The organism is Acinetobacter sp. 5862, assembly GCF_024494585.1.
Lineage (GTDB): Bacteria > Pseudomonadota > Gammaproteobacteria > Pseudomonadales > Moraxellaceae > Acinetobacter.
Genome location: NZ_JANHGP010000006.1, coordinates 1 through 25,232, shown reverse-complemented (window position 1 = coordinate 25,232; position 25,232 = coordinate 1). Strand labels below are relative to the sequence as shown.

Annotated in this window: 23 protein-coding genes and 2 pseudogenes; 11 read left to right on the top strand and 14 right to left on the bottom strand. The window is 37.5% G+C overall.

What is annotated here, in order from left to right; translation table 11 throughout:
- The first annotated feature begins 63 nt into the window (after positions 1–63).
- From NO346_RS00390 to NO346_RS00380, 3 genes are all read left to right on the top strand, one after another.
- A complete protein-coding gene (locus tag NO346_RS00390) occupies positions 64–471 on the top strand; it encodes a UvrD-helicase domain-containing protein (RefSeq protein ID WP_256413858.1) in 408 nt (135 codons plus the stop codon).
- Entirely contained in the window at positions 458–1,336 is an 879-nt protein-coding gene (locus NO346_RS00385) for a 3'-5' exonuclease (protein ID WP_256413857.1), read from the top strand. The genes NO346_RS00390 and NO346_RS00385 overlap by 14 nt, the downstream gene beginning before the upstream one ends.
- A gap of 118 nt (positions 1,337–1,454) precedes the next feature.
- Positions 1,455–2,306, top strand: coding sequence for a thymidylate synthase (locus NO346_RS00380; protein ID WP_069120389.1), 852 nt, complete (start codon positions 1,455–1,457; stop codon positions 2,304–2,306).
- Between the two features lie 77 nt (positions 2,307–2,383).
- On the opposite strand, the gene NO346_RS00375 is transcribed toward NO346_RS00380, so the two are convergent.
- The 8 genes and pseudogenes from NO346_RS00375 to NO346_RS00340 form a co-directional block, all read right to left on the bottom strand.
- Entirely contained in the window at positions 2,384–2,884 is a 501-nt protein-coding gene (locus tag NO346_RS00375; protein WP_069120387.1) for a hypothetical protein, read from the bottom strand.
- Positions 2,881–4,983: a site-specific integrase gene (locus NO346_RS00370; RefSeq protein ID WP_178883238.1), complete on the bottom strand. Its 2,103-nt coding sequence runs from the start codon at positions 4,981–4,983 to the stop codon at positions 2,881–2,883. Before NO346_RS00370 ends, NO346_RS00375 begins: the two co-directional genes overlap by 4 nt.
- Positions 4,983–7,850: a site-specific integrase gene (locus NO346_RS00365; protein ID WP_178883237.1), complete on the bottom strand. Its 2,868-nt coding sequence runs from the start codon at positions 7,848–7,850 to the stop codon at positions 4,983–4,985. Before NO346_RS00365 ends, NO346_RS00370 begins: the two co-directional genes overlap by 1 nt.
- Positions 7,847–9,082: a tyrosine-type recombinase/integrase gene (locus NO346_RS00360; protein ID WP_004668611.1), complete on the bottom strand. Its 1,236-nt coding sequence runs from the start codon at positions 9,080–9,082 to the stop codon at positions 7,847–7,849. The genes NO346_RS00365 and NO346_RS00360 overlap by 4 nt, the downstream gene beginning before the upstream one ends.
- Before the next feature lie 98 nt (positions 9,083–9,180).
- Positions 9,181–9,783, bottom strand: a pseudogene (gene thyA / locus NO346_RS00355) (thymidylate synthase); the annotation flags it as partial.
- A gap of 184 nt (positions 9,784–9,967) precedes the next feature.
- A complete protein-coding gene (locus tag NO346_RS00350; RefSeq protein WP_249571388.1) occupies positions 9,968–10,543 on the bottom strand; it encodes a xanthine phosphoribosyltransferase in 576 nt (191 codons plus the stop codon).
- An 88-nt stretch (positions 10,544–10,631) separates the two neighbouring features.
- The gene (locus tag NO346_RS00345) at positions 10,632–11,336 is read right to left on the bottom strand and encodes a DUF3108 domain-containing protein (RefSeq protein ID WP_005162415.1); all 705 of its coding nucleotides are present in this window, start codon (positions 11,334–11,336) and stop codon (positions 10,632–10,634) included.
- 195 nt (positions 11,337–11,531) lie between these two features.
- Positions 11,532–12,212: a hypothetical protein gene (locus tag NO346_RS00340; RefSeq protein ID WP_256413855.1), complete on the bottom strand. Its 681-nt coding sequence runs from the start codon at positions 12,210–12,212 to the stop codon at positions 11,532–11,534.
- 287 nt (positions 12,213–12,499) lie between these two features.
- On the opposite strand from NO346_RS00340, the gene NO346_RS00335 reads away from it, so the two are divergent.
- Positions 12,500–13,384 carry an energy transducer TonB gene (locus tag NO346_RS00335; RefSeq protein WP_256413854.1) on the top strand — a complete coding sequence of 295 codons (885 nt, stop codon included), beginning with the start codon at positions 12,500–12,502 and terminating at the stop codon, positions 13,382–13,384.
- A gap of 84 nt (positions 13,385–13,468) precedes the next feature.
- Here NO346_RS00335 and NO346_RS00330 read toward each other — a convergent pair whose 3' ends face one another.
- The 4 genes from NO346_RS00330 to miaB form a co-directional block, all read right to left on the bottom strand.
- On the bottom strand, positions 13,469–13,774 hold the full coding sequence (locus NO346_RS00330; RefSeq protein ID WP_256413853.1) for an antibiotic biosynthesis monooxygenase: 306 nt from the start codon (positions 13,772–13,774) through the stop codon (positions 13,469–13,471).
- A gap of 11 nt (positions 13,775–13,785) precedes the next feature.
- On the bottom strand, positions 13,786–14,271 hold the full coding sequence (ybeY, locus tag NO346_RS00325) for an rRNA maturation RNase YbeY (RefSeq protein WP_005162402.1): 486 nt from the start codon (positions 14,269–14,271) through the stop codon (positions 13,786–13,788).
- Between the two features lie 69 nt (positions 14,272–14,340).
- Positions 14,341–15,417, bottom strand: coding sequence for a PhoH family protein (locus tag NO346_RS00320; RefSeq protein WP_087542771.1), 1,077 nt, complete (start codon positions 15,415–15,417; stop codon positions 14,341–14,343).
- Positions 15,418–15,456: 39 nt separating this feature from the next.
- On the bottom strand, positions 15,457–16,908 hold the full coding sequence (gene miaB / locus NO346_RS00315) for a tRNA (N6-isopentenyl adenosine(37)-C2)-methylthiotransferase MiaB (RefSeq protein ID WP_256413852.1): 1,452 nt from the start codon (positions 16,906–16,908) through the stop codon (positions 15,457–15,459).
- Positions 16,909–17,207: 299 nt separating this feature from the next.
- On the opposite strand from miaB, the gene NO346_RS00310 reads away from it, so the two are divergent.
- The 4 genes from NO346_RS00310 (at position 17,208) to NO346_RS00295 (ending at position 21,384) form a co-directional block, all read left to right on the top strand.
- Positions 17,208–19,115, top strand: a complete 1,908-nt coding sequence (locus NO346_RS00310; protein WP_371924459.1) for a transglycosylase SLT domain-containing protein — start codon at positions 17,208–17,210, stop codon at positions 19,113–19,115.
- A gap of 27 nt (positions 19,116–19,142) precedes the next feature.
- Positions 19,143–19,829: a ribonuclease I gene (locus NO346_RS00305; RefSeq protein ID WP_371924457.1), complete on the top strand. Its 687-nt coding sequence runs from the start codon at positions 19,143–19,145 to the stop codon at positions 19,827–19,829.
- Between the two features lie 167 nt (positions 19,830–19,996).
- Entirely contained in the window at positions 19,997–20,983 is a 987-nt protein-coding gene (locus tag NO346_RS00300; protein ID WP_005162390.1) for a malate dehydrogenase, read from the top strand.
- Between the two features lie 158 nt (positions 20,984–21,141).
- The gene (locus tag NO346_RS00295) at positions 21,142–21,384 is read left to right on the top strand and encodes a DUF2789 family protein (RefSeq protein ID WP_256413850.1); all 243 of its coding nucleotides are present in this window, start codon (positions 21,142–21,144) and stop codon (positions 21,382–21,384) included.
- Positions 21,385–21,409: 25 nt separating this feature from the next.
- On the opposite strand, the gene NO346_RS00290 is transcribed toward NO346_RS00295, so the two are convergent.
- Both NO346_RS00290 and NO346_RS00285 read right to left on the bottom strand, forming a co-directional pair.
- Entirely contained in the window at positions 21,410–21,937 is a 528-nt protein-coding gene (locus NO346_RS00290) for a hypothetical protein (RefSeq protein ID WP_256413849.1), read from the bottom strand.
- 64 nt (positions 21,938–22,001) lie between these two features.
- Positions 22,002–22,613 carry a 2OG-Fe(II) oxygenase gene (locus NO346_RS00285; protein WP_256413848.1) on the bottom strand — a complete coding sequence of 204 codons (612 nt, stop codon included), beginning with the start codon at positions 22,611–22,613 and terminating at the stop codon, positions 22,002–22,004.
- Positions 22,614–22,732: 119 nt separating this feature from the next.
- On the opposite strand from NO346_RS00285, the gene NO346_RS00280 reads away from it, so the two are divergent.
- The 3 genes and pseudogenes from NO346_RS00280 to NO346_RS00270 form a co-directional block, all read left to right on the top strand.
- Positions 22,733–23,590, top strand: coding sequence for a 23S rRNA (adenine(2030)-N(6))-methyltransferase RlmJ (locus NO346_RS00280; protein WP_256413847.1), 858 nt, complete (start codon positions 22,733–22,735; stop codon positions 23,588–23,590).
- A gap of 49 nt (positions 23,591–23,639) precedes the next feature.
- Positions 23,640–24,473 (top strand): CDP-diacylglycerol--serine O-phosphatidyltransferase, encoded by an 834-nt coding sequence (gene pssA, locus NO346_RS00275; protein ID WP_087537275.1) that lies wholly within the window; start codon positions 23,640–23,642, stop codon positions 24,471–24,473.
- Between the two features lie 17 nt (positions 24,474–24,490).
- Positions 24,491–25,159: pseudogene (locus NO346_RS00270) on the top strand (hypothetical protein); the annotation flags it as partial.
- Positions 25,160–25,232 lie beyond the last annotated feature (73 nt).

Here is a 25,232-nt window from a genome sequence, read left to right as displayed (position 1 = left end):
CCACTTACCCAAGTTACGCCTTAAATTTGGCTCAATTAGGGGCGCTTTGCATTTCAAATCTTTGTGCAACAAAGCCGAGCTAAATATAAACATATTTGTGTTGATGAGGCTCAAGATCTTAACAAAATACAGTATGAATTTATCAAAGCTTTTTGTGGCGATACATTAAAAAGTGTTTTTATGGTTGGTGACCCTAATCAGATGATTTATGGTTTTAATGGGTCATCTAATAGATATCTATGTGATGAATTTGTAAGGGATTTTTTACCAAAAAAATATGACTTAAAAGATAACTATAGAAGTACTAGAGAAGTTATTCAAGTTGTGAATAAGCTAAAATCGGATTCTCAGGTTGTAAGTGAGTATGCTCTGAAGGGGCAGGTACATTTTAATGAGTATGAGGACGAAATAGAGGAAGCTAAGGGGGATTTTAGCTCAGATACAAAATTTACTTCAAATGAGAATACATGATGAAATTGAAGGTGAAATTACACTTGATAAGATGGTAGTTATAGCGAGAAATCGTTTTGTATTTAGTAGTTTGGAGGAGGTGCTTAGAGATAATAATATTGTCTATTCTCTCAAAAAAGGGGAAAGATTACTTGAACCATCAACTAAATTTGCTAAAACCTTAGATTTTTCTATTCGAATTAAGTTGAATCCAAAGGATTGGGTTAATGGTAAAAAATTATGTCAACTACTCCAATTAGAGGAACCTCTAAATTGGAATAATGATGTGTTATTGGAATTAGCGGATAAAATAAATATTTCAAGTGATCCTAATCGACAACTCTTATCAGAATTATTAATTGCTGTTTATAGTTTGGAAGTTGATAATCCTAAAATACCTAAATTAATCAAATACTTTCGTGATAAATTCACTATTTGGATTGGAAGACAATCAAATATTTCAGATACCAAATATGAAGATATTAGATTGAGTATCCAAGAACTAGATGAGTTTAATCACACATGGACAATCTTTAAAAGAAAAGGGATAGGCGACTCTCTGAAGGCTTTTAGGAATGCATTGGTGCTAGGACAGCTTTCTGAAAATAACTCAGAGAAAGGTTTGACCTTAAGTACAGTTCATACTATGAAGGGATTAGAGAAAGATATTGTTTTCTTAATGGGCATGTGTGAAGGGGTATTCCCAGATTATCGAGCACTTTCAAAAGAGCAATTCGAAGATGAGAGAAATAGTGCTTTCGTTGCAGTGACTAGGGCAAAAAGATGGTTATATGTTTCTTATCCTAAATATAGAAAAATGCCTTGGGGTGATTTTAAGAAGCAGAAAAAATCTAGATTTATGTTAGAGATGGAAAAGGATTATTAAGCAAAGATCTTGAGTCTGTGCAATAAACTATTAACGATCTATAATATGAAATTTTCATACTTATAGTAGATTTTGTTGCGGTTCATAAAGCATTGAACTGTAACATTAAGGTAGTTAAATGAAGCAATATCTAGATTTGTGTCAACGCATAGTTGATGAAGGCGTATGGGTTGAAAATGAACGAACTGGAAAGCGTTGTTTAACCGTTATTAATGCTGATTTAGAGTACAACGTAGGGGCAAATGAATTTCCCTTGGTTACGACTCGAAAAAGTTATTGGAAGGCTGCGATTGCAGAGTTACTAGGCTACTTGCGTGGGTATGATAATGCTGCTCAGTTTAGGGCTATAGGCTGTAATACTTGGAATGCAAATGCTAATGAAAATGGAGCATGGTTAGCTAACCCTTATCGTAAAGGTGAAGACGATATGGGGCGAGTATACGGAGTCCAAGGGCGTCATTGGCGTAACTCAGAAGGTAAAGAATTTGACCAACTTCGTAAGATTTACGATGACTTGCGAAACGGTATTGATGATCGTGGTGAAATTCTGACTTTCTATAACCCAGGTGAGTTTGAAATGGGATGCTTACGACCTTGTATGCATACTCACACCTTCTCTTTGGTCGGAGATACACTTTATTTAACATCATCACAACGTTCGTGTGATGTTCCATTAGGTCAAAATTTTAACCAGATTCAAGTCTTCACGTTATTAGCCCTCATGGCCCAAATTACAGGACATAAGGCTGGAAAGGCTTATCATAAAATTGTGAATGCACATATTTATGAAGATCAGTTGAAGCTTATGCGTGATGTTCAGCTTAAACGTGAGCCTTATCCTGCACCAAAACTTTATATCAACCCTGCGATTAAAACGCTAGAAGATATTGAAACGTGGGTAACGTTAGACGATTTCGAGGTAGAAGGGTATCAGTATCACGAACCTATTGCTTATCCATTTTCAGTGTAAGTAATATTTATTCATAAAAGAGTTCTCTGTTTGATTAAAACTTAAAGTCATCATCCAAACAGAGTCCTCTTTTTAAACTAATGTTTAAGTAGTTCTGGGTTAATACCTTTAGTGTCTAACAGTTCTTTTAAGCGGTTGATTTCTAACTCAGCTAAAACAACTTGCTTTTTATGTTTTTCATACATCTCTCTATAGTAATTATTCGATTCTTTTAGTTTTTTTAACTGATTATTTGTATTTTCAAAAGAAAGCTTTATATCTTGGTATTGATTAAACCAATAGATAACTTCATTTTGTGTTAGAACTAGTTTTTCACCCAACGAAATTTCATTAACCACCATATGGTTTTTACTTTCTTCATCCTTGAGTTTTCTTTTGTCTTTGATTTCTTTTAGTTTCTGGATAGGCCAATCACGGTTTGTAATTGTATTTCGATGAATACCTGTCATTTTTGATAATTGTGCAATAGTGGCCTTGAGCTTTGGATCTTGCTCGATTTCTAATAGTGCTTTGTTAATACTTAACGTATTCATTTCATAGTCTTCACTATTTTTTTGATCATAAGCTTGATTATTCATAGTTCAACCATTTCACCAAGACTATTTAAAACCATTACAGCTTCGTCAATTGCTGCCTGAATTTGCTCCCTATTATGAGCATATTCTGGTTTATTAAGATTTGCTTTATTTAAGATGTAGACTTCACGCCATTTCGGAGCATGTTTACTGGTGACAATAGCTTGTGAACATCTAGCCGGATTACATCTTAGGCTGCCGATGCAAGGTAAAGTCGTATCGTATTCTTCATTTCTATTACCATAACAAATGCCTTGTCCAACATACACAATAGCCATTCCTTGGTCAGCCATTGCTTCATACACTTCTTCTTCGGTGTAGCCTTCAGCCATATAGCCTTGAAACAACTTTATCAGATTAGTTTTATGCTCAACAGCTCTACCACCATAATATGTACCATTTGGATTGTGAACAGTTTTAACAGCTTCTAATTCAGCAGAGCGTCGCAAGGATTTATTACCTGTTCGGCTTCCATCCTTTGAGAGCATTTCACCAATCTCTCCATAGCCTAACGTAACTGAAGAAGTTGCTCCAAGTGAGGTAAATTTACTCACACTGTCTACGAAGTGCTTTAATTGAAAAGATATTAAAGGTAAACCGACTTCTGCTCTAAATAATTGATAGGTCAGAGTGTGGCGTAGCATATATGGATAAAATTTAATTTGATTAGCTACAGTAGCATCCAAAATTTTCACAATAAAATTATTCATCTGATGGGTAATGCCAGTACTGCCCATCGGTATAGGTGAATTACTAGAGCTCACTGTGTCCATATTTGAGATAAGATAAGGTGATGATTTAATTTTTGCTATATATGATGCTGCTAATATTGCATCTCTAACAATAGGTATAGCTACCCATTTGTCATCAAACAAACCTGTATTAATCTCTTGTTGATGCTTTTTTACAGTACTTTTAATTAGCCAGACTTCATGCTCCTCTACTAAACATGAGCAATCTTGTACTTTTACTTCTGCTAATTCAGATGGCCTCATACCTGTATATTGAGCCACTAAGTACACGCATGAATATGAGACTAGATTGAAGTATTCACGGAGTTTATCTAATTGGTAGTTGCGACTAGTTAGGGCTTTCCTCAATGTTAATCCACATGCTAGGCCATTTTTATTTAACATCCAATCATAGGGCTCGATGATGCTTAAAACGGAACTTGATGAGTATCCTTTATTTCTCAATCGAAGTGCAATATAGGCATTCAAAATTTCATGATTAACTCGTACTTGATTTGCCCAAGAAGAATATTTACTAGAGTATAAAGCTTCTAAAGAATTGATATCCAAGATCTTTGATTTTTGACCTGTCGCATTCAAAAAGTCCACTACGATTAAAGATGCTATTTTGGATAAATTTTCAAATACATTATCGGGTAAAACTTTTTCCTTATTCTTTTTTTCAGTACTTGGAAGTTTCCTCCAATTTAAACTATTTAGTTCAACATAAGCTAGAGGCTTATCAAATACATATTTAACAGCACTAGGGCTACGTAAGTATTCAAAAAATTGATCTAATTCTCTACCTTTTACATATTCGTATTTTTTGGCAGCTTCATGGTAATGCTCGGTATTTACCTCGGAGAGTGTTTTAATCTGTGTTTGAACAAACTCATAACCTAGCTCTTGACTTATTTGTATGAATATTTGATTAATAAATGTTAACCCTTTCTCAAAAATAGGAATCAAAGAATTAACTTTTAGAGTCCCTTTTTTACTATTTTTCCTGCTGTTAAGTTTAGGTCGGAAAATAAGATTGTTAAGTAAAGCAAGTTCTAAGATGATTTTTAGTTCTGTTAGTACAAACTTTGGAATATTTTTGTATTTTAAAAAATTAATGCGCAGTTTTGCGCCTTTTACATTTTGTGCTGCATTAGGATAATCAGAATTAAAATCCCAAACATTATCGGAAAATTTAGATATTTTTGAGACAGATCTTTCCATAAGAGCGTTTATGTATGTAGTGGACTCTATAGATTCTTGTGGATGAAGATCACTATCTAAATTCTTAGCAGTGTTTAGCTCATTCATTATATAGCGGCGATGATTAACAAAACCCGTCAATATACTTATTTTCGCTTCCTTATCCATTACACTACTCCATCAATTGTTATTGTAGATCCAAGATAGTTGGATCTATTTTTTCCAATTTCTAGTTCTTCCTTTGAAAAATCTGAAGTTTCAGGATCTGTAATATAACTTAGGAGTTCTAGGTTTTCTTTGATAATTTTTCCGTAAGGAGTATCCATCACTCGTGAATTTTCTAAAATAGCTAGGTAATCACGCTTCATTGCAAATAGCTCAGGAAGATAATTTGCTGTAATAATGACGTTGTCACAACTTAAGCATTTGTTATATTGCGAGCAGGGCGTTCCAGGAGTATAAGAAGCCATTTTTTTTACAAAGTCAGGTGGATCAAAAATATTTCTGCATGCAGCCAGATTGGTTTTAAATGTTACTCCCAACTCTTCCTCATTTTTGATTTCTATTGTTTTAATTTTTTCTTCGGAGCGACTATTTAAAGTTGATTGATGAATTTCCATCAATTTCTCATTAAGCCTCTTTCTGCTAATGGAATTAAAATCTAAAGAGTCGATATAGCCAATAGTTGTATGCAAGGATGAGTGACCAAGCATCAATTGAATCTCATTTATAGGTACATCAGCTTCAAGCATTTCACTTACGAAACTTGGTCTAAACCTACTTATTGTAAGGATTATAGGTTGGCCATGGTCATTTTTTAATTGATATTTATCAATAAATCTAGCAATACTATGACCTAATGGACTCGCATTTTTTTCGTTAGTTCCAAGTAAAGAACTGATTTGTCCGTGTTTTTTAGTACTATTTGATTGATAAATGAAGAGCCTATCCTTAATCATGCTATCCTCGATATTTTCACGGATGCAACTAGTCATTTGAATTACCTGTTTGAAAATTTCTTTTACAGAGCTAGATTGGCTTTCTGTGAGCCAAGTTATCTTCGCCTTGATAAGATCAAGGTGATACTCTTTATACCCATCGGATCTCTCTTTCCAATATCTTAGGCATGGTCTAGATGTGGCTGGATGGCGAGTTTCAAAATCCTTTATGTCTAGGAATAGTATGGAATCAGTATTTAGACCTGTAACTTGAGCGAGTCTTAGAATATAAGGCACTAATAAATCTATTCCGATCATCGGTGTGACTCCCCATTCTTCATAGACCTCATTCAGACCTTTTTTCGAATCTTTAATAATACTGAGAAATGCCTTTTCAATATGGGTTTTAGCTGTATTGTGATGAACAGGTTTACAATCCAAAAAATTTTCAAACAGCCAACGAGCATTATCTAGGTTTGATAGACCTTTTATTCTATTTCCATGTTGATCCAGAGGATTTATTCCGATACCTGTTTTTTTATAGGGTTCTAAACTTAATTGAGTTTCAGAAATCGCTTTTTCGATAGCCTCTAATATTTGAATTCGTTCATTCTTACTAAAGGGTTTTTTTGTGTCCGTTTGCCTATGGGCATCGAATCCCTGTACATCAAAAAAACTGTATTCTAAATTCTTTACTTTAGTCAGTCTATTAAATGTCATACGTACTGAACTTAAAATAGTATTTGCATGATGGCTTGATATATTGTTTTGTATTATTTTGTCCTCAAGATAACTTCTATATTTGGATAATAGATACTCATCAAAAGTGTCAATAATTCGTAAAGGGCTAGATCCGTATAATTCAGATAGAAATTCTACAAATAGGCCGCATGCATTTGTGTAGTTACTTCGTCCTGAATTAGAAGGTAGGGTTTTCATCTGTGAGGCAAAAAGTTGTTCAATCTGAATAAAAGGCTCTAACTCAGAAGGTTCGATGAAGTCGAGTACACTATTGAGTTTGAGAGTAGCTAATCTGTTGAAACGCTCCTTCATAGTTTCACGAGGTATATCTAGAAGTTTCTTCCTTTCATGATTTCGTTCAGAAACACTTTTATAATTCGTATTTAATAAACCAAGTTTTTCGAGATCTTTGTGAATGAAATCCCAAGCATCTTTGACAATATCAAAACGTAAATCACTTTGAGTAATAGGAGATTGCTTTGTATGCATTTTCCCAAGTGAGATTTTGTTACCAAAAATTGGTAACTGGCTTTTTTCTTTCAAGTTTAGCTTTCTGTACCAATTTAGCAGTTTCCTCCTGCTTTCAACGGCTCCAGCTCCTGAGTTGCCTTTTGGATATACTAAAATTCCTTTTTCAATCATTTTTTGAGTTAATGGATAAGCTAACTCTCTATAATTGTTAGCTGAGCTCTCCGAAATGCCTAGAACGGTTTGAATATGTTCGATTGCTACGTTAAAACCCAAATCTGTATTGGCTTTTGTAACTGGTATATCCCACATGGCGTCTATATCATCAGATATGGTTGATACCCATTGGCTGATAACGGACTTAGCATCTTTAATTGCTCTCTTACGACTTTTAATTGTTTTGAAGTCTGCCGAGATAATTCCTAAGTTATGAAGGTCTTCATGAATGTAATCAATTACTTCTGCGATCCATTCATATTGAGTTGATAAAGATGCCCAAGAACGTTGTTCACTACCTATTGATTTAAAACAAATATTACTCGGATATAAAGCTAAGCGGGGGAGGTTTTTTTTATCATCAAAGCTCAGATTACTATACCAATCGAGTATTCTCTGGCGAATCAAATTCTCTCTGCTTGATGCTTCTTCTACAATAATTTGCATTTCAGCCATCTTTTCTATTAATGGCATTGTAAGGTGTTTTCTATGTCGAGCCTCGCTCAGAGTAATAGGTAGCTCTTTTGATAAAAAATCAGACAGAACATTAACCCCCCAAGGGCTCTTAAAATCATTACTAAGTGGTAACTTTAATAGATGATTTGGGGACTGTAATAGGTTGTCTACCCATATTTTTACTAGGTGATCAGTGGCTTTCCCATTATTTTTCACTTTATATCCTTAATACAGATCTTTAACTGAGTTTTTTCACTTAAACGTTTCATCTTTTCAGCTCTAGTTAAGAGATCACCTTTTTCATCACACATGGAGTTATAGATATCTTGAGGAATACTGGTATATATTTGAGTGGTATTTAGGTGATTATGACCTAAGTTTTTTTGTAAAATCACAAGTCGATCTAAATAGTCACTTCCCAAGTCATTTGATTGTAAAATTGCATAAGCATTACCATGTCTGAGCTTATGTGGGGATATTTGTCTATCAAGACGACCTTGCTTAATAGCACGCTTGCTTAGTCGTTCTAGTAATTTATTGATGGCAGATGGAGTGTAAGGAGTCCCTTGAGCATTTAAAAATGCAGGAGTCTCAGTAGGCGTAGCATATTTTCTTGCATATTTTTTATATAGTGGGGAAGCATGATATTTTTGAATACGCTCAATAGTTGCTGAGCTGATTAACGTCCAACGGTGTTTGATTTCATTTCCACGACCTTTACTACCTTGAACTTCAAGTGGTACGTAATTTAGACAGATTACTTTGTCTGATTCTCGAGATATAAATTTTTGAGAATTAAAATTTACAGCATCCTTAAAGTGTTTGAGCGTAACACGTGGAAGTTCTGACCGACGAAGGCCTGAGTCGTACAAAAATTGAAGTAAAACTCTTTCTCGTTCAGATGAAGTTGATTCAATTAATATGAAAAGATCATCTAGATTACAAGCAATTATACCTGTTCGTTTTGGTGCTTTTGATAGATAGCCTTTCTCGTAAGGATTATCTTGTCTAAGTGGCTTACGACCTTCTGTAGATGAGCATAAGAACTCTATAAAAGCCCGTATAGAGGCATCACGATTTCTAACAGTAGATGAGCTAATATTTTGATCGCGACTTAAAAAAGTCAAATATTCTTGTATTACGTATGAAGGAACAGTAATAAATACATCATCACTTTCATCATCATTATAATCTTGGCGGGTACGGATATATTGCAGGAAGTAAGTTAGATTTTTACCGTAAGTACTTGCGGACTTATATGAAATTTTTTCATGCTTGGAGTAATAGGATAAATACTCAGAAATGAGAGGGAGAACCTTAACGTTATCGTCGAATACAACGACTCCATTAACATTTATTGTTTTATCAATTTTTATGTTCTGAGCATGATGATTTAAACATGACTTAGATAAGTCTAGTTTTATATTTGAACAAACTCTAACATCCATAATGTACGCCAAATTACTGCATAGACTAAGTTATATAACATACTGTGCATAATTTAAACGTTAGTATAAACGTAAAAAAGTAAGAGGTTCTAAGCAGCTAAAACTTCGTACTGTGAATTATTGATTTGGGGGAATAAAAAGAAAACGTCCGCACTGCGCTGGTAAAGCTGGCATGACAGCTTATTGTCCTGAACAAAAAACTGGAACAGGGTATGGCAGGGCGGCAAGGCCACTTTCCCAGCCTCATTGGGATTCCAGCCTGAAACGATCAAACGGCGTGAATTGGGATTAGTTTTAATTTCATTCACAAGCCATTGAATCTGATCAAAACCATTTTGCTGATAGCTACCATCTTCATTCTGGGTTGCGCCAAAGTTACGCCATTGATGCCCGTAAACAGGACCAAGTTCACCCTCAGGGCGACCAAAACGCGCAGTTTGTTCTGCGGTTGCCCATTCATCCCAAATGCTGACTTTATTATCTTTGAGATATTGAACGTTGGTATCACCTTTCAGAAACCATAGTAGTTCAATTACGATAGAGCGGAAGTGTACTTTTTTTGTCGTTAATAGTGGAAAGCCTTTAGAAAGATCAAAACGCATTTGATGACCAAATACTGAACGTGTACCCGTACCTGTACGATCGCCTTTATCGCCGCCATTGTCGAGGATATGTTGTAAAAGGTCTAAATATGTACGCATAACTTTCTCTAAAACATTCTCTGTGGTTAATCAAGATAGGTGTTGAAACCAGTGAATATGGGGCAGCAAAATTGTTGTCATGATACCTTGATTGCGCTTGGCATGACACTTGCGATGTGTAGTATTTTTTCATTTTCCAATATAAAAAAGAGCGCTTAAGGCGCCCTTTCGTTAGCAGTCAGGCTTATTCTGTGATAAAGCTAACTTTGCCATCAGTCAACGACTCAACACGCGCTAAAGATTCAACACGATAGCCTTTTTCAAGTAACACATCACGACCTGGTTGGAATGACTTTTCAATCACGATACCCACGCCCACAACTTCAGCATTTGCTTGGTGAATCAAATCGATTAAACCTAATGCCGCTTGACCATTTGCCAAGAAGTCGTCAATTACAAGCGCTTTATCTGTTGCGTTAAGATGCTTGTTAGAGATCGCGATAGTGCTTTCAGTTTGTTTGGTGAATGAGAACACTTTAGAACGGTAAAGATCATCTTTGAGTGTTAAAGATTGGTATTTACGCGCGAAAATTACTGGAACACCCAGCTCCAAGCCAGTCATGATTGCAGGTGCAATTCCTGAAGCTTCGATCGTAATAATTTTAGTAATGCCTGCATCTTTAAAACGAGCAGCAAACTCTTTACCAATCTGTTGCATTAACACGGGGTCAATTTGATGATTTAAGAAAGCATCAACTTTCAAAACCTGATCAGATAGAACGATACCTTCATTTAAGATTTTCTGTTCTAAAGCGTACACGGGAGAATCCTCTAAACGGATGCTTTTTCAAGCAAAGGCATATTTTAAAAAGCATCTAAAAAATTGCAAGCTAAAATTGACCAGATGGTTAGTTGGTTTTGCCTGAATAGCCTGTTAATAATAAGCCATAAGAAGATTTCCCATCATTATGTGCCATTTTGACAGGTAGGTAATCAAGTTTTGGTGCTAACCAAAATACCGTATTACGTTCTGGTTTATCGTGTTGCATAACGACTTTAATGGTGCTGAACGTCCCATAATTGGTTTTGATGGTTTCTGTGCCTTGCTTAACAAAACGGCGTTCATCTAAAGCTTTTGCATCAGCAATTAAATATTTGGTTCTAAGTGAATTACTTTTTAAATCCTCACGGATTTGCAATTCAGCATTCAGTTCATCTAACGCACCTGCTTGCCATGGGAATGAGCGGGCGGTGTCATCTTTTTTCGTATTCACAACTTTAGTGTTTGGATTAAAGTTAATACTCATCGTATTACTGTGAATTAAGATTTTGCTGCTGCGGCTAAACTTTTGTGAAGTAATTTTATTATCCACAAAGCTAAATTGACTCGTTTCCGAGGCTGAGGCAATTCCGCCTGCTTTTGCGCTAAACTGATAGGTCCAATTATTTCCTTGTTGCGAAAGTGTACGTGTCGCTGAACCGAGGTTTTTGTTGTTGTAGCTAAATTGATAGCTTGCTTGGAAAGGTGCCATTGCTAGAGCATGGCTAGACATGCTGACACTGAACAGGGCAGCCGACGTAATACTCACTACTTTCAATAATTTCTTTGTCATCACGCTATACATCCTTTGAATGATCATCAATGAGCAATCATTCATTTATCATTAAGATTTGTGATTATTATGCCTGTAGATTATGAAGAAAAAATCAGGTTTTTTACTCAATGCTTGTTAATTTTTCGTATAAATCATGATGGTATTTGAGTAAGTGGCATAAATCTGAAATTCATACCACCCTATTCAATACGATTATTTTCTAGTGTCTTTTTGCTGAATTGGTGTGACTTCTGTGTCATCTAATCCCTCTTCATCAAAGTCATCTTCATTTGGCGGATACAAAATGGCAGCCAAATTGACGTTCCCCCAAACAATCAGTTCGGCTGGACGGACTCTGGCGCAGTTTACATGAACTTTGCTCAGCGTTTCAATAATACTCGGTTTCTTTTTAAACCAGCGATTTAAATCTAAATAGAGTAATTCATCTTTGACTGAAACAACTTCAAAATGCTCTAAGATTTTTCCTAAAGGATCTTCATCACGAAATTTTTGGTAATACCAAATCGCAATATAAAATCCCCATTTTTGGAAAATATTCTTAAATGATGCTTCAATCACTTGTGTATTACTAATTTGTTCGAACACCATCAGTTGAACATCTTTATTCATTTCCATTTGAATAAGTTTTAAATCAACGGATAAGGTGGTATGTAGCCCTTTAACATCAATCGTGGAATATAAACGTAGCCATCCATCATATAGATCAGCGTGTAGATCTTGAATAATTCCAACTTTTTCTGTGACATAACGCTCCATTGTCGCATTCACAAATACCTGTGAAAGTGCAAATTCTCTTTCTTCTTCAATGAATTCTTCTGCTTTTTGGTAAACTTTACGTAGACGTTTAACAACGGATGAAATTAGCGTTTGCATAAAAGTTGTTCCAGAAAGTGAATTGATTATAGATTTTTTGATGTTTCTAACCGAACTCAATCATCAACAAATCTGACTGCAATACCACGATCTTGGTATTAGCTAAAAAATAAAAATAAATTTCTGACTTGCAGTGTAGCAAAATTAATTGCTACATTTTCATAAAATGATGGTACAGAAACACTGTGACTATAAGTGGATCACATTTTTTTAATATTTTGAATATTAGTTTGGTTTTATACGGTGATTGCTGTTGGGGATGAGACATATTTTGTCGCTTGAATGCCATGTGGAATAAAAGAAATTTTCGTTCAGTACTGTCCCCTTACTGGTGGCAAGATCCAATTTTTATCGGGGCAGTTGCGTTAGCGATGCTTCTACATGGTGCTGTGCTTGCAATTCAGTTCGCAATGCCATCACCTACAGATACATCAACCAAAGAAATCGCAGTTACGGTTCGTACAAGTCAAGAAAAAGTCAAAGATGCCGATTTCTTGGCGCAAGCTGATCAAAAAGGTTCAGGTGACTTTCGTGAAGCACATCGTATGTCGAGTGATATGCCAGCTCCGATGGAAGCAGATGCGACAACAGGAGAGTCTGAGCTCGAAAGTTTAGAGAAAGTCCAGCAAAAACGAGAATTAAAATTTGAAGAAAAAGTGCTCATGACGGTTTTAAGCTGGCAGAAGCAAGTAGAGCAAACTGAACGTAAAAAAACCTTAGATGAGTTACAGAGTCAATTTCAAGCCAAAGCCGCGATGGTTGCGAGTTTGGAAGCACAATATTTACAACGTCAGCAAAATTTTAGTCGTAAACAACGTATTAAAACAGTAGATGGGATTCAGGCAAAACAAGATGCGTCAGCAGCTTATCTTGATAAATTTCGTCAAAAAGTTGAACTATACGGTAATCGTTATTATCCAGATGAAGCGAAACAACAACATTTATCGGGTGAAGTACGTTTAATGGTGATCCTGAATGCACAGGGGGGTATCCGTGCCATTCGTCTCATTGAAAGTTCAGGACATGCAATTCTGGATGAGGCGGCAAAAGCCTCTGTACGCCGTGGTGCACCATTTGGAGCTTTTGATGCCAATATGAAAGATATTTCTGAGCTTAGAATTGTGCGTACCTGGCGTTTTGATCCTGTCGATGCTGAATTTGAAGTGCATTGATTATATGGGCGAACAGCATATTGAATAAAACCTAATGCCTTATCTTCAGCCGTTTTGTTATTACATTTGTGGATAAGTTGGTATTTATACACAATCTCTTTTTTGACTGAAATAAGCACGTTCAACTGTGCAGATTTCAACACTAAAATCCCGATACCATTTTTCTTTGCCTAAACGCTGGGCTACTTGATGCTCTGCATCTTGTTGCCAACATTTAATATCTTCCATGCTATGCCAATAAGACAAGGCAATTTCAAAACCATTTTCACTACATGCTTCAAACCTGATGCAGTTAAATTGGCTCAAGGCTTTATTCCTCAGCTTTTGAGCCATTTCTGAGTAAGTTGAATCCAGTTCTTTAACAGTAGCTTTAAAAATAACGATATACATAGTGTCTTAAATTAGCTTTCATCGGCTTGATAAGGATTGGCAATCCCTAGTTTTTTTAAAATCTCAATTTCTAAAGCTTCCATTTCTTCTGCTTCGGCTTCACTGGTTTCGTGATCGTAGCCCAGTAAATGTAAAACGCCATGAACCAATAAATGCGTGAAATGATCAGTTGGTGTTTTTTGCTGTTCTGCGGCTTCTTGTAAAACCACAGGGATACAAATCACCAAGTCACCTAAAGGTTCAGCATCCAGTAAACTCAGCATTTCCTCTGGAATATCACTTGGAAAGGACAGTACATTGGTGGGTTTGTCTTTCTCGCGGTATTGTAGATTCAACTCGTGGCTTTCTGCGAGGTCAACGCAGGCAATTCCGATTTCGCAGTCTACGTCGAAACCAACATGACGGAGTGTGGTTTCAATCTGCTTTTTAATTTGACCACGTTTTAGTGGTAATTCATTCGCTTGAAAGTCTTGTTGAAGACTTAAATTGATTTTCAAAATAGATCCTTAAAATCGTCCCCCTGATATGCGATTAAAGTATTGCAATAAAAGGGGGGAGGGGGATTTTTAAATGTGTTGCGCATCTGCCGCAGAATCATTTTCTGCAATCAATGCTTCTTGTTTGGCTTTGCGTTCGGCACGGGCTTCAGCAGACAGGCGTTGCTGTTCACTGTCCCAACCTTCGTAAGCCTCAACAATTTTTTGTACCAATTGGTGTCGTACCACATCACGAGAATGGAAACGCGTGATATGAATTTCATGCACATTTTCAAGTACGCGTAATGCTTGTGCTAAGCCCGATTGTTGCCCACGAGGTAAGTCTACCTGAGTCACGTCACCTGTAATCACAGCACGCGAACCAAACCCTAAACGAGTCAAAAACATCTTCATCTGTTCAGGGGTGGTGTTCTGTGCCTCATCTAAAATGACGAATGAGTGGTTCAGCGTACGTCCACGCATGTAGGCAAGCGGAGCAACTTCAATCACTTGGCGTTCAATCAGTTTGGCCACTTTTTCAAAGCCCAGCATTTCATAGAGAGCATCGTAAAGTGGACGTAAATAGGGATCGATTTTTTGGGTCAAGTCACCCGGTAGAAAACCGAGTTTCTCGCCAGCTTCAACCGCAGGACGAACCAGTAAGATTCGTTGGATTTCATTACGCTCTAACATATCCACTGCAGCAGCAACTGCTAGATAAGTTTTACCAGTCCCTGCAGGGCCAATCCCGAAGGAAATATCGCTTTGTAAAATACGTTGTACATAACGCTTTTGATTGGCACCACGAGGATTGATTCGCCCTTTGCGGGTCTGTAACCAAACGCTATCTAAGCCTGTATGTTCTTGTTCGGAATCATCCATGAAATCACGATCTGTCTGTGAACCTTGAATCATCAAATGCAGGACATCGGCACTAATTTGTGGGGAAATTTCTGATTCTTGATAAAGCCGTTGCAATAGTGCTTCGGCTCTTTCAACTGTTTCTATATCACCGTCTAGATAAAAGGCATCGCCTCGGTGAGTAATTTTGACATCTAAACGTTGTTCGATTTGCTTTAAATGCCCGTTGTATGCACCGAGCATTCGTTTTAAATGTTCCATGGAAATTTCAGGGAACGTTACAGTACGTTTAATCGCTGAAGTCAAGAGAAACCCTTTTAGCTCACGTGTAGGAATACCCTTACATTACGCCACGTCAGGTTCAAGATTCAAGAGTTCACCATAAACTAAATTTAAAGTTTTAATTTCAGTGATCTCAATCTCTGCGAAACGTCCAACCCATGTCGCATCACCAATAAATGTAACCAAACGAGTATTGTCTGCTGTGCCAACCAATACATTTGGATCTTTATCAGATACTTTTTCAATCAAGACACGTTCAACTTTACCGAGCATGGCATCAGTTTTATCAATACTTGATTGCTTAATCACTTGCTGAACTTGAGCCAAACGGTCTTTTTTCACCTGTTCTGGGGTATCATCTGGCAGGTCAGATGCAGGCGTACCAGGGCGTTTTGAATAGACAAAACTATATGAATGATCAAAATCTAAATCTTTAATAAACTGTAATGTTTCTGCAAAGTGTTCATCTGTTTCACCCGGGAAACCAATAATGAAGTCGCTAGATAAATGCATATCTGGGCGAACTTTACGTAATTTGGCAATTTTATCAATGTAGACATCAATGGTGTGGTTACGTTTCATGGCTTGCAGTACATCGTTTGAACCACTTTGTACTGGCAGATGTAAATGTGAAACCATTTGTGGTAAATCACGATAGCATTGAATTAAATCATCAGAAAACTCAAGCGGATGAGAAGTCGTATAGCGTAAACGTCCAATACCCGGAATTTCTGCAACTAAACGCAGCAGTTCAGGGAAAGTGCAAATTTCACCTTCAAACGTTTCACCACGATAACCATTCACATTTTGTCCAAGTAGGCTGATTTCACGCACGCCTTTCTCAGCCAGTCCTGCAATTTCTGCCAATACATCATCCAGTGGACGAGAAACCTCTTCACCACGAGTATAAGGTACTACACAGAATGAACAGTATTTAGAACAACCTTCCATGATTGAAACGAATGCTTTAAAGCCTTCCACACGTGGCTCAGGCAAAAAGTCGAACTTTTCAATATCTGGGAAAGAAATATCAACCAGCTTGATTTTTTCTTTCTTTGGCTTTTCAACTTGAGCTTGATGTTGATCCAACATTTGTGGCAAACGATGTAAGGTTTGTGGACCAAACACCATATCCACATACGGAGCGCGTTTCTGGATGTTGTCACCTTCCTGAGATGCAACACAGCCACCGACACCAATCACCAGATCAGGATTCTGTTCTTTGAGTTTACGCCAACGACCTAAGCCACTGAACACTTTTTCTTGTGCTTTTTCGCGAATTGAGCAGGTGTTCATGAGCAGAATGTCTGCATCATTTGGATTGTCAGTGAGCACGTAACCATGTGAATCACCCAATAAGTCTGCCATACGATGACTGTCATACTCATTCATCTGACACCCTTGCGTTTCAATATATAATTTTTTAATTGAAACATCAGTGGTGTGCGTTGGCTGGGTAACAGTGTTTTCTGAAGCAGCTTTTACAGCACTTGGAATGAATGTTTGAACCGTCATGCAGGCTCCTAAACAAGGTGGATTTAAACAAACCGCGGATTATAGCAGTATTTTTGTAAGAACGCAGAGAATAAAAAACTGACAAAAATGGACAGTTTATGAATAAAATTGGATGAATTTTAATGAATATGAATCAGCAAGTTACATAACACAACAATTGTATGAAGGCAGACTTATTACACTATGAGGGCAGGGAAAATTGGGCAAATGTATTGATGAAGATGAATAAGCAACATGATTTTACAACAACCATGATCAATAAACTGAATAACAAGAAAAACTTCCGTCGACTTGTTGCGATGGGAGGCGTGGTGATCTGCTCATCTGTATATGCTCTAGACGAACAATTTAATGATGCTCTACGTGCTGCGAGTTCTGGCAATATTGCATTGCTCGATCAATATCAATATGAAATGCAAAATGATGTATTAGGTTATTACCCTGAGTATTGGAAATTGAATACCAACCTAGGGCTACAACCTGCTTCTTCAATTATCGCTTTTGCGCAACGTTATCCTCAATCAGCGATGGCTGAAAAATTAGCAGCAGATTATGTCGAAGAAAAAGTAAAACAAGCCAGTTTTAATGAAGCAAAACCCGTGCTCAGCTATGTCACTAATCCTGACCAAGAAGAGAGTTGTGCGGTTGCACAAGTCCGTGCCAAAACGGGGGATAGTCTGGTTTTTGCTGAATATAAAGATATTTGGTTAACAACAAGTACACAGCCTGAATCGTGTAATGGTTTAGGGCGACTGATGTTATCTAGTCCTCTGATGACTGCTCAAGATCGTCAACAACGACTTTGGGGACAACTGCGAGCGGGCCAATCTGGTTTAGCGATTGCGACCGCTCAAACTATAGGTTTGGATTTGTCCTTGGCTCAATTGAATCAGATCCAATCTAATCCATTGGCATATTTATGGAATGCTCCTAAAGCCAGCGATGCTGATTATGCATATCTAATTTTTGCATTGGGACGTGTCGCAGATAGTGATTTCACCAATGCTTTAGGAAATATTCAGCGTATTGCACAAGATACGCCTCAACCTGTACAAAAATATTTATATCGTACGCTAGGTTATGTGGGTGGAACGACGGTCATGAAGAATGGCTTTAACCGAGAAGTGTTAAATGCCTATGATCAAAGTTATGGTTATCCATTTAGTCCAGAAGAGGCAGAAATTTATGCACGTCAAGCAATTCGTTTTGGTGCTTGGGAAAGTTTAATTCGTGCAATTGATGCCATGTCAATCACGCAGAAACAAGAAGATCGTTGGCAGTACTGGCTTGCTCGTGCTTCTGAACAGCGCTCAGATGCTGCTTCAAAGCAAGCTGCTCAACAGCTTTATCGTAAGCTGGCACAAGCTGGGGATGACTACCATAATTTGCTAGCCAAAGATCGTTTAGGCGAACGTTATAATCATCAGCCTTATAACGAACAACCAAGTTCACAAGATATTCAACGGTTAAACCAAAATATCCACTTTAAACGTGCATTTGCGTTAAAAAATATTGATGCACCAGCAAATTACATTAATCGCGAATGGAATTGGGCAGTCCGCCAAGCGTATTTGCAGCATGATGATGGTTTACTTTTAGCTGCCGCTAAGCAAGCGTATGATATTGGTTGGTATGACCGAGCAATCTATGCCGCAGATCGTACAACCTCGCGCCATAATGATACTTATCGCTATACAACACCACACCGTAGTAATGTCACGAGTCACAGTTACAATGCTGGTATTGATCCAGCTTGGGCATATGGTTTAATGCGCCAAGAAAGTCGGTTTGTTACATCCGCACGTTCACATGTGGGTGCAGGTGGTTTAATGCAAATTATGCCGAATACTGCAAAGTTAGTTGCACGCCAAATGGGTGAAACTTATAACCCAGCGGCTCTAAGTGAAATGAATATCAATATTCGTTATGGGACATACTATCTGTCAATGATTCAAAGCCAACTGAGTGGCAATGCTGTATTAGCAACAGCAGGTTACAATGCTGGACCAAATCGTGCAAAACGATGGCAGCCAGATTTTCAAACCATGGCGGCTGATCAATACACAGAAACGATTCCATTGTTGGAAACACGTGATTACGTCAAACATGTGATGACCAATGCGACGCATTATGGTGTTGTGTTAGGGCTAGGCGCGCAATCCTTAGAAAAAAGGATGGGGACAATACCTGTGCGCAATGAGCCTTAAAGAAACAAAGACATTTAATTTGAAACAATGAAGTTTTTATATTTGATGAAATTTATGAATTTATTCAAGGGACGGTTAGTTCGATCATTGCAGATCTTGATCTGTTACTTGGTCATGTCACTTGCTGCGCAGTTACATGCTGCAGAGAACCCTGATATTTCGGGTTATGTGATGCATGTTCAAATGACTCCTGCAGCTTGTTCCTTTGATTCATCAAGACAAAAACAGCGTAAATGTTTAGAAGGTTATTCTCTTACTATCGCAAGCTTATTGCCAGAAGTTCCTTTAAATCGGGATTGTTCCACTAAAACCTCTGCGAAATTATCTCCCTTGCAAGCTAAAGTTGTGGCGCGTGTAATGCCAGATGAAAATGCACGTGTGCAACTCTGGCAAAATGTTGGAGGGTGTATGTCGATGAATGCCAGTCAATATTTTAGAACGATTATTAATTTTGCTGAGCGCTTAAAAGTACCTGCTGATTTAACGAGTCCGAATACCATTGAAGTGCAAAAAGAAAACCTTCGACAACAATTTATGAAATTAAACCCGTCATTACCTCCTACAGGAATTCGCTTTACCTGTCAGTCTTCAAAATTTGATTCCATTTTGACTGAGATTCGGGTGTGTTATCAAAAAAATGGGCAATATAAACAATGTGCAAGTCATATTGTGACGGGATGTCCAAATGAATTTACAATTAAAGGCAGTTATTAAGCTTTTTCTTCATTTAATTTGTATTTTCTATCAGACTTTTGTTGAAATCCATTCCCTTTTACATGCATCTGTGTTTGCTTTAGAGTACAATATTTGCCGTTTATGATAATTCGATTGAACCACTTTAGCGTTCAATTGTGCAAACGCATCTCATTGGAGAATATCACATGAAGCAACCCGTTCGTGTTGCCGTTACAGGCGCTGCAGGTCAAATTGGTTATAGCTTATTATTCCGTATCGCAAGCGGTGAAATGTTAGGTAAAGATCAACCTGTAATTTTACAATTGCTTGAAGTTCCTTTTGAGAAAGCTCAACAAGCGCTTAAAGGCGTAATGATGGAACTTGATGACTGTGCTTTCCCTTTATTGGCAGGCATGATCGGGACTGATGATCCTAAAGTTGCATTTAAAGATGCTGACTATGCGTTATTAGTTGGTTCACGTCCACGTGGTCCAGGTATGGAACGTGCTGACTTATTAAAAGTAAATGGCGAAATCTTTATTGGTCAAGGTCAAGCACTTAACGAAGTTGCTAGCCGTGACGTTAAAGTATTGGTTGTAGGTAACCCTGCAAATACCAATGCATACATCGCAATGAAATCTGCTCCAGATCTTCCAGCGAAAAACTTTACAGCAATGTTACGTCTTGACCACAACCGTGCGTTAACTCAACTTGCTCAAAAAGCGGGTGTTGCAGTTTCTGACATCGAAAATATGACAGTTTGGGGTAACCACTCTCCAACAATGTATGCTGACTACCGTTTTGCCAAAGCAAATGGCGAAAGCTTAAAAGACAAAATCAACGATGCGGCTTGGAACAAAGATGTATTCCTTCCTACAGTTGGTAAACGTGGTGCTGCGATTATCGAAGCGCGTGGTTTGTCTTCAGCTGCTTCAGCTGCGAATGCTGCAATCGATCATATGCGTGATTGGGCATTAGGTACAAATGGTCAATGGGTAACTATGGGTATTCCTTCTGACGGTTCTTATGGTATTCCAGAAGGCGTTATGTTTGGTTTCCCTGTAACAACTGAAAACGGTGAATACAAAATCGTTCAAGGTTTAGAAATCGACGAGTTCAGCCGTGAGCGTATCAACTTCACGTTAAATGAACTTGAAGAAGAACGTGCTGCAATTGCAGACATGTTGAACTAATCTATCAGTTTGATAGATTGAAAAAGCACCTTTCATAAGGTGCTTTTTTCATGCTAAGTACACACAAAAAACAACAAGAAAATATAGGCATCTTTCTGTATGTTAGCTGTATTACTGTTAAATTATTTCTATGAAGTAACTTGTTTGGGAGAATAACAATGTTTGAACAACAACCAACACTTGAGCTTTTATTTGAGCAGCTTGGACTGGAGGCAGATGATGCCTCAATTGAAAGTTTTGTAAAAAACCATCAGCTCAGTGCTGACCAGAAATTACATGAAGCTGAGTTCTGGAGCGTAGGTCAGCGAGATTTTCTAAAAAGTCATTGGCACAAAGATGATGAATGGGCCATTGTGATTGATGAACTGAATCAACAGTTGCATGTAGACAGTACCAAATAATGATTCAGTAAAAATAAAGCTCACATCAGTGAGCTTTATTGCGTAATAGGATTCTAAACCATTCTTCTTTGCGGACTTCACCAAAAGCAGGATGAAGCTGCAATAACTCTAAATCATGTTCTAAGCAAGATACGTATTTCGTTAGCCAATGCCGTGTTAATGCTGGTTCTTGCTTCGCAGCTGAAGCGTAAGCCAAGAAGAAATAAATCTCTAAGTGTTCTGTATATGCCAAAGGTTTAAGAATTTGCTGTGTAATTAAAGCAAAACGCTGCTCTTTGGTTATCTCAAAGTAAATCATATACGCTTTGGCTAAACATAAAGACAAATTCAAATACAAACTTAATGGCATTTCATCATATTCAATACGTGCTTGTTCAAGCAGTACGATTGCTTCCTGTAAGAAGTGTAATTGTTCCTGACGTACATGGCTGAGTACGACTAGCTGTAAACGCAGATCAGCACGCTCTAAAGCAAGTTCAGGACTATTGTTCTCTAAAAAGAGCTGGTCAGTTTCACCAATTCGTGCAATGACTTGTTTCGTCTCATTCGACATGTATTGATCCATAATCATCAGTTATGCTTAGCTATATAAGGCTGTTTTCTTGAATTTAAAGGGTTTAGCCCTGATTCCAGATTGAGCCTCCACTACGTAACCATGCAGTAATGGATAAACGTTGTTGTTTCGATAATAGAACTTCGTGTAATAAATCACTCTGGAAAATTGCAAGACGATTGGGTAGGGGCTGGATGATATGCCATTGACCATTTTTATCCTGCAAACGTAATTGACCGCCCCAATCTTCCTGCCAATCTTTATGTAGATAAAAAACGGTTGAAATCATTCGGTCATTTTTTTGTTGAGGATTATCACGATGTAAAGCATAAAATTCACCTGCGTTATAGCAGGCAAAATGTGCTTCTACTTCTTTAATCCCAAGATAAAACGCCTGATTTAACGCTTGTGAGAACTCTTCTAAAGCTTGCATATGCTGTTGGGCAATCGGTAACTGACCATCAATCCATAGAATATGGTCACTACGGATATGACTGACAACACCGTTTTGTACTCCTGCTGCTCTGAATTCAGCAAGATGGGTGCTGCATTCTTGTACTAGCGATTCCACATATTCAGCCGAGTAGACATCATCAATTAGAGCAAAACCAAATTGATTTAAATCATCTAAAATTTGATCTAAGTTCCATGAACTTGTAAAAGAGGTTTGTTGCATAGAACTCCAGTTCATTAGTAAGTTGATTACAGTGCAATTTTAGATGATCACATCAACGCTAAAGAATACTTTTTTCTTTCATGTTAAACTATCCTTTGAATTGAGGAATAATTGTCAACATGAATTACCGTCACCATTTCCATGCGGGTAACTTTGCCGATGTTATGAAGCATGTCCTTTTGCTTCAACTGCTCGCTCGTTTAAATGCTAAAGATAAACCTTATCGATATATCGATACCCATGGTGGTGCAGGTAAATATGATTTATCTACGTCTGAAGCACAAAAATCAGGTGAGTTTTTAACGGGTATCCATCGATTGGTCAAGCTTGATGATTCGATTAAACGTAATGCACCTGAAGGCATAAAACAATATCTTAAAATTGTTGAAGATATGCGTGCAGATTCAGGTAAAGGCGCTTATCCAGGTTCACCTTGGTTTGCGCTTGAAGTCATGCGTGATATTGATAAAGCAACTATATTTGAAATGCAGCGTGATGTGTTTCAACAATTGTATTTTAATATTCGTGATAAGCGTGCGGGTTTGCATGAGCGTGATTTTTATGAAGGTCTGATGGGTGTCATTCCACCTAAAGAAAAACGCGGATTGGTCATGATTGACCCACCTTACGAAATTGAGCGTAAAGACTTCCCACAATTGGTTGAAATTCTCCAAGCCGCACATAAAAAATGGCCAACAGGTGTGTTTGCAGTTTGGTATCCAATCAAAGATCGCGCCATGATTGAACGTTTTGAAAAGAAAATGTTCAAAACAGGAATTCGTCGCCAATTAATTTGTGAAATTTGTGTTTGGCCTGATGACACGCCAGTTGGCTTGAACGGATGTGGTTTACTCGTGATTAACCCCCCTTGGAAATTCTCTGAAGATGCAGATCAAGCCTTACAATGGCTATTCCCGCATTTACGTATGAGTGAAAATGGTGGTCATGCCGCTGTGCGTTGGTTGGTGGGTGAATAACCCATCTCGCCACTAAAGAAGTCAAAATATTCTCGAGGAATTGAAAATAATGACAAATTCTCTTAAACCTGATGCTGATTTAAATGAAGAAGACCATTCTTTTGATGGCATCACCTTTGAAGTAGAAGAAGAAGAACAAACGCATGAAGGGCAAAAAGTAAAACGCCGTGGTATTTATTTATGGCCTAATCTTATTACTACAGCAGCGTTGCTTTCTGGTTTTTACTCCATTATTGCGAGTATGAATGGCAACTTTAATCAGGCGATTTACGCAATCTTTTTAGCTGCATTGCTTGACGGATTAGATGGTCGAGTTGCACGCGCAATCGGTGCGCAAAGTGCATTTGGTGAGCAGTATGATTCACTTTCTGACTTATTAGCTTTTGGTGTTGCACCAGCGATTCTGATGTATAGCTGGAGTTTACATGATCTTGGACGTATCGGTTTAGCTTGTTGTTTTATTTATACCGCGTGTGCTGCATTTCGTTTAGCACGTTTTAATGTGCAAATTGGTGTGGTGGATAAGCGTTACTTTATTGGAATTGCGAGCCCATTAGCTGCTGTTACTGTGATTTCAGTGGTGTGGGTCGGTCGTGATTTCCCATTTGTTTTTGATTTAAAAGATATTGTGATTCAAGTAATCAACTCTGTTGTGATGGTTGGTGTTGGTTTACTTATGATTTCAAATATCAAATACTATTCATTTAAACAAATGGATCGTAAACGTGTACCTTTTGTTGTGATGTTGCCTGTGGTCTTGATTTTTGCAGCAATCACGTACAACATTCCAGTAGGAATCCTGATTGTATCTATTCTCTATATCCTTTCAGGTTTCATCACGACATTACTAGCCAAAAAGAATGATTCAAAAATAACACCCTAAAAAAATGGAGGTTCAGTATGCCAATATTGATGAATAACAATCAATTAAAGCGGCTGAACCTCAATAAGTCAGAAGCTTTAACATTTTATCCGCCAAAAGGCTTATTTAAAATTGTTTATCAAGCTTTAATTCTGCCGAATTTACCTGAGCCCTTTTATTACTTAAATTTTATTAGTCTAATCGGTCAACCTCGCATTCCGATTTGTTATAACGCCAGTGCTATTACTACGACGGCAATTGATACTGCGACCGTTTTGGTCAGTAGTAGTGCCTCAACTGTTGGACATCTCAAAAGTTATAGTGCCAAAGAGCAGTGTCAATTGGAGCAAGACCGTTATCAGTTTTTAGATGTAGATCAAATCCAAGTTGATTTCCCAAATTATTATTTTAAGCGTGATGATGATGAGCTCGGTTGTCAACTCCAAGTGAATATTGACTCTGAAATAGAAAATCATTCAGCTTTACAATGGGGAGTTGGCGATTATTGGTATGTGCGTTGCCAATGTGAAGGGGAAATCACCTATAAAAAACAAAAGTATCAAATTGAAGCACAGGGTATTTTAAAACATGCTAGAGCCATGTATTTGCCTTTTATAGCCTTTCATTTTTTTACCTATCAAATCATTCAGATTAATGCAGATTTGCAAATTATTTTGTCCGAACTCAGAAACCAGTGGAATAGTATAGGACTTACGCACTATTATTTATAGATTCTCTGTGGTAGGAGATGATTTTTATCGAGAATAAAGTCATCAATGA

Excerpts from the sequence above, each read along its gene's own strand:
- NO346_RS00295 (WP_256413850.1), top strand. The coding sequence starts at position 21,142 with ATGTTTGAACAACAACCAACACTTGAGCTTTTATTTGAGCAGCTTGGA.
- NO346_RS00340 (WP_256413855.1), bottom strand. The coding sequence starts at position 12,212 with ATGCAAACGCTAATTTCATCCGTTGTTAAACGTCTACGTAAAGTTTAC.
- NO346_RS00300 (WP_005162390.1), top strand. The coding sequence starts at position 19,997 with ATGAAGCAACCCGTTCGTGTTGCCGTTACAGGCGCTGCAGGTCAAATT.
- pssA (WP_087537275.1), top strand. The coding sequence starts at position 23,640 with ATGACAAATTCTCTTAAACCTGATGCTGATTTAAATGAAGAAGACCAT.
- NO346_RS00335 (WP_256413854.1), top strand. The coding sequence starts at position 12,500 with ATGTGGAATAAAAGAAATTTTCGTTCAGTACTGTCCCCTTACTGGTGG.
- NO346_RS00305 (WP_371924457.1), top strand. The coding sequence starts at position 19,143 with ATGAAGTTTTTATATTTGATGAAATTTATGAATTTATTCAAGGGACGG.
- NO346_RS00330 (WP_256413853.1), bottom strand. The coding sequence starts at position 13,774 with ATGTATATCGTTATTTTTAAAGCTACTGTTAAAGAACTGGATTCAACT.
- NO346_RS00360 (WP_004668611.1), bottom strand. The coding sequence starts at position 9,082 with ATGGATGTTAGAGTTTGTTCAAATATAAAACTAGACTTATCTAAGTCA.
- NO346_RS00385 (WP_256413857.1), top strand. The coding sequence starts at position 458 with ATGAGAATACATGATGAAATTGAAGGTGAAATTACACTTGATAAGATG.
- NO346_RS00375 (WP_069120387.1), bottom strand. The coding sequence starts at position 2,884 with ATGAATAATCAAGCTTATGATCAAAAAAATAGTGAAGACTATGAAATG.
- miaB (WP_256413852.1), bottom strand. The coding sequence starts at position 16,908 with ATGACGGTTCAAACATTCATTCCAAGTGCTGTAAAAGCTGCTTCAGAA.
- NO346_RS00280 (WP_256413847.1), top strand. The coding sequence starts at position 22,733 with ATGAATTACCGTCACCATTTCCATGCGGGTAACTTTGCCGATGTTATG.
- NO346_RS00380 (WP_069120389.1), top strand. The coding sequence starts at position 1,455 with ATGAAGCAATATCTAGATTTGTGTCAACGCATAGTTGATGAAGGCGTA.
- NO346_RS00345 (WP_005162415.1), bottom strand. The coding sequence starts at position 11,336 with ATGACAAAGAAATTATTGAAAGTAGTGAGTATTACGTCGGCTGCCCTG.
- NO346_RS00310 (WP_371924459.1), top strand. The coding sequence starts at position 17,208 with ATGGGAGGCGTGGTGATCTGCTCATCTGTATATGCTCTAGACGAACAA.
- NO346_RS00370 (WP_178883238.1), bottom strand. The coding sequence starts at position 4,983 with ATGGATAAGGAAGCGAAAATAAGTATATTGACGGGTTTTGTTAATCAT.
- NO346_RS00290 (WP_256413849.1), bottom strand. The coding sequence starts at position 21,937 with ATGTCGAATGAGACGAAACAAGTCATTGCACGAATTGGTGAAACTGAC.
- NO346_RS00285 (WP_256413848.1), bottom strand. The coding sequence starts at position 22,613 with ATGCAACAAACCTCTTTTACAAGTTCATGGAACTTAGATCAAATTTTA.